Below are 269 nucleotides of genomic sequence, written 5' to 3' on the forward strand. Positions count from 1 at the left end.
GCACATGCTTGTTCAACGCCACGTACCCGATGCTGGCGAACACCAACCATTCCATGGTCGTCGGATACCGCAGCAGCCCAGCGAATTGCATACGCAGCCACAGCGCGGCCGTACCGGCACGGCCCAGATGGAAGCCGGCGTCTTCTCTGGTCGGTGCGGGCGGCGCTGCCGGGACAGACGTACCCCCGGGAAGCCGGTCCAGGAGATGACGGAACAGCCGGGTGTCGAGAAGTAGCAGATGCGGGGTACCGACGCCGGAATCTCTGATC

Annotated in this window: 1 protein-coding gene; it reads right to left on the reverse strand. The window is 64.7% G+C overall.

Going from position 1 to position 269, the window contains the following annotated elements; genetic code table 11:
• On the reverse strand, positions 1-269 hold a 269-nt coding region (locus NDO48_RS29245; RefSeq protein WP_267322922.1), incomplete at both ends, for a hypothetical protein.

It is taken from the genome of Aminobacter sp. MET-1 (genome assembly GCF_026521175.1).
In the GTDB taxonomy this organism is placed as follows: domain Bacteria; phylum Pseudomonadota; class Alphaproteobacteria; order Rhizobiales; family Rhizobiaceae; genus Aminobacter.